This window comes from Aliiglaciecola sp. SL4, from assembly GCF_041538045.1.
In the GTDB taxonomy this organism is placed as follows: domain Bacteria; phylum Pseudomonadota; class Gammaproteobacteria; order Enterobacterales; family Alteromonadaceae; genus Aliiglaciecola.
Genome location: NZ_JBGOSE010000025.1, coordinates 1 through 3,778 on the forward strand (window position 1 = coordinate 1; position 3,778 = coordinate 3,778).

The following is a 3,778-nucleotide window of genomic DNA, read 5'->3' on the forward strand; positions in this document are numbered from 1 at the left end:
ACTTTAGTCTCTTTAGGCTATTGGCAGCTTTATAAGCGCTTAATTTAACATCATTAACCAGCTTTTCTTCACTGTCCGGAGCGATCGAAAGTTGGTTGAATGGCGTTGTAGGGAAGGTAAGCATCGTAATACATTGTCGACTACCGTTGAAAAATAACTCAAAAGAACAAGCATCAGCGTAGATTTCTATTTCAACATTTTGTTGCTCTAATACCTCAATAGGCATTTTCACAATTGTATCAAATCCTTTTTCGTTGAAACCGCTTTGGGTTCTATCTGCCAAAATTAGTTTATTAGCAAAATCAATCGTCAAAACAAAGGTTTCTTTACTCGCACTTTGCCACTGAAGTACGGTTTTAGTACTATCTGAATTTAGCGTAAAGACCAACTTATAAGCTTCGGGTATAACTAACGGCTGTTGATTAAGAGTTTCCGATCTACTAATAGAATTTCCCCCATTGAAATCAATCGCTGGTGGAGTGGCCAATAGATATCCCACTTCGCTCTTAACTAAGCTAATTTTTCGTGGCAAGGTCATTGCCCCTCGCCATGTGTTGTCTGGCGTGTCTCGTGCATAATCCCAGTTACTCATCCACGCAATATATGTCCTACTCTGTAAAATATCGGGTGTATTATCCCATGTAATACCAGCATAACAGTCCGTACCATAATCCAACCAATGGATTTGGCTATTTCCAAGTGGGGAATCTTGAGGTTTAAATTCAACTCCGTCGAAATCACCGATGAAATATTGTGTTGCCGAGCCACCATTAGGCCCGCCTGGATTAATACTAATTAATAACACCCAACGTTCTTCTCCTGTTTCACTGCAAATTAATGGAAACAGATCTGGGCACTCCCATATACCGCCATGAGCGCCATGGTTATGTCCAAATTCAGACAATTTTTGCCAACTTTTCAGGTCGCTGGACTGATAAAAATAAACACATTGGCCAGCAACTACAGCCTTTACCCAATATTGTTTTTTGGCATACCACACCACTTTCGGGTCTCTAAAATCTTTTAGGCCAGGGTTCGGTATAACTGGGTTGCGAGTATACTTTGTGAAATTTTGTCCACCATCTACCGAGTAGGCAATGCTTTGAACTTGTTCTTCATTTTCCGATTGATGTGTGAATGTAGCGATTACTGCAGGATACTCTCCAGTGGCGAAACCTGCAGTGTTGTTGGTATCCACCACGGCCCCACCAGAGAATATATAACCTAAACCTTCTGGCTCGGCGTGAAGGGCAATAGGTTGATGTTCCCAGTCAATCAAGTTCTCAGAAGTCGCATATCCCCAATGCATATTTCCCCACACGACATCATCAGGATTGAGTTGGAAAAATAGATGATATTTACCATCTAAATAGAATAAACCGTTGGGATCGTTGATCCAAAACCCCAGTTTAAAAAAATGATAATGAGGACTCCACGAACGCTCTGTACTCTGAAGGTTTTGGTTTTCAGGCTGCTGCATATGCACCTCTATAAAAATTTTTGAAAAATGCTAAAATGTCTATCGTTAGTCATTATGATCGCAAGTTTTAAAATAATGTCAACTTAATGTTGGCATAGTGTCAAATTAATACTTTAGTCATCGGATTATTAAAAAGGTTTTTATGTCATCAATTAAAGATGTTGCAGCAAAAGCAAATGTTTCTGTTAAAACAGTCTCTCGAGTGCTGGGTGGCTTCGAAGGTGTGAGCACTAAAACCAAAGAAAAAGTGGAAGCTGCAATGCAAGAACTGGAGTTTTATCCTTCAGCAGCAGCCCAAGCTTTAAGAGGCCGTGACAAAGGAATCGTATGTTTAATAACTGAAAAACTAACGACTACGCCTGACTCTTTTGACATTATTGCGGGTATACAAAGCGAATGTGAAAAGCAGGGAAAGCTGCTAATGATCGGTGAGTCCGGTGGCAGTGAAAAAAACTTTTCCAGATTGGTGGATGACTTTAGAAGGCAAAGGGCTGAGGCTATTATATTTGCGACGGTTTATCGCCGACAAGTTGAAATAAAACACTCTTTTAAAAAGTGTCCACTGATACTTGTGAACTGCTTTGAGCGCAGTTTGAATTATCTCACCATTCTGCCTAATGATTATTTAGGTGCATATCAAATCACTGCCCAACTTATTGCCCAAAAACATACAAAAATAGCCTATTTAACCCTGTTTGAAGATATGCCAGCAACGCAGTTACGAATAGATGGTTATCGCAAAGCCCACAAAGATGCAAATTTAACAATTGATAAAGATTTAATTCGAGTTGGAGTTTGCAAAGATATCGACGATGAGTTTTTAGATCTACCTGAAGTCTTGAGTAACCTTTTATCGCGGCAAGACCGACCCACAGCAATTTGTTGTGGTAACGATAAAATGGCGATGCGGGTATATATGTTGATTCGAAAACTCGGTTTTCACATTCCAGAAGATATCTCAGTTGTGGGTTACGACAATTATAAGTTAATCGCCGAAAACTTGTTACCCAAACTCACCACCGTAAGCCTACCTTACTTCAGCATGGGACAAAAAGCTGCCCAATTAGCCATTAATAAACAGCAGGTTAGCACTCCTGAAAAAATAGAAGTAAGCGGAGAATTGGTACTCAGAGATTCTCATGGTTACCCAAACTCATAATATAGGTCAATGATGTCAGATCACTTATCTAGACGTAATTACTGGTTACTAAGCGGATGTATTTTAAGTTTCTTTTTGACTTGGTCATTTTGCTTTTCAATATATCCAATTTGGTTAAACCAAGCTATTGGCTTAAACGGTGCTGAAACTGGGATTGTATTTAGTATAAATGCGATTACTGCACTTTTTATTATGCCCTGATATGGGTTCATTCAGGATAAATTGGGTCTGCGCAAACAACTACTTTGGTTTGTAGGGGTAATGCTTTTGCTTAGCGGACCATTCTTTATCTATATTTATTCGCCCATGTTAACCGCTTCCCTGTATCTGGCGGCGATTATTGGTGGTTTTTTTTGCTCGGTGGTTTTTTTTGCTCGGTGGCATTTTTTGCCGGAGTTGGAGCTGTTGAAACTTACATAGATCGGGTTGGACGAACCACTGGCTTTGAGTTTGGTAAAGCAAGAATGTGGGGATCCGTAGGCTGGGCGATAGCGACATTTTTCACCGGCCAAATATTCAATATTTCGGCATCGTTAAATTTTGTACTAGCAAGTTTGTGTGCGGTTATGTTTTTGACCTGTTTATTTTTCGTTACAGTGAATGAAGACGGTTCAAAACAAATAAATGATGATAACCAAGCAAGCGCGTTAAGACTAGGTGACGCAATTAGTTTGTTTAAAGACAGCAAATTTTGGGCATTTAGTACATTTGTCATTGGTGTTTCGTGCATCTATGGTGTCTATGATCAGCAGTTTGCAGTCTATTTTGCGGCACAATTTCCAACTCAAGCCGAAGGTAACGCAATGTTTGGCTACCTAAATTCATTGCAGGTTTTCCTAGAAGCTGGAGGCATGTTTTTAGCTCCTTTTTTAGTGAATAAAATTGGTGCTAAGAATGGATTAGTATTGAGTGGCATAGTGATGGCCATCCGCATTATTGGATCAGGTTATGCCGACGATCCTTATTCTATTTCCGCTATGAAACTGCTTCATGCGGTTGAACTACCGATTATGTTGATTGCAATATTTAAATATATTTCTGCTACTTTTGATGCACGTTTATCGGCCACTATTTACATTGTGGGTTTTCAATTTATGTCGCAACTTGCAGCCAGCGGCTTATCTATACTAACCGGAGTG

Annotated in this window: 3 protein-coding genes and 1 pseudogene; 3 read left to right on the forward strand and 1 reads right to left on the reverse strand. The window is 39.7% G+C overall.

Translation table 11 applies throughout. From position 1 onward, the window contains the following. Positions 1 to 1,480, reverse strand: a 1,480-nt coding sequence (locus tag AB6T38_RS19150; RefSeq protein WP_372548817.1) for a GH32 C-terminal domain-containing protein, incomplete at its 3' end; no start/stop codon positions are given. 142 nt (positions 1,481 to 1,622) lie between these two features. On the opposite strand from AB6T38_RS19150, the gene AB6T38_RS19155 reads away from it, so the two are divergent. The 3 genes and pseudogenes from AB6T38_RS19155 to AB6T38_RS19165 all read left to right on the forward strand — a co-directional run. After that, entirely contained in the window at positions 1,623 to 2,639 is a 1,017-nt protein-coding gene (locus AB6T38_RS19155) for a LacI family DNA-binding transcriptional regulator (RefSeq protein WP_372548818.1), read from the forward strand. A gap of 12 nt (positions 2,640 to 2,651) precedes the next feature. Beyond that, positions 2,652 to 3,059, forward strand: a pseudogene (locus tag AB6T38_RS19160) (MFS transporter). Beyond that, positions 2,993 to 3,778: oligosaccharide MFS transporter (locus AB6T38_RS19165; RefSeq protein ID WP_372548819.1), on the forward strand; the 786-nt coding region annotated here is incomplete at its 3' end. The pseudogene AB6T38_RS19160 and the gene AB6T38_RS19165, both read left to right, overlap by 67 nt.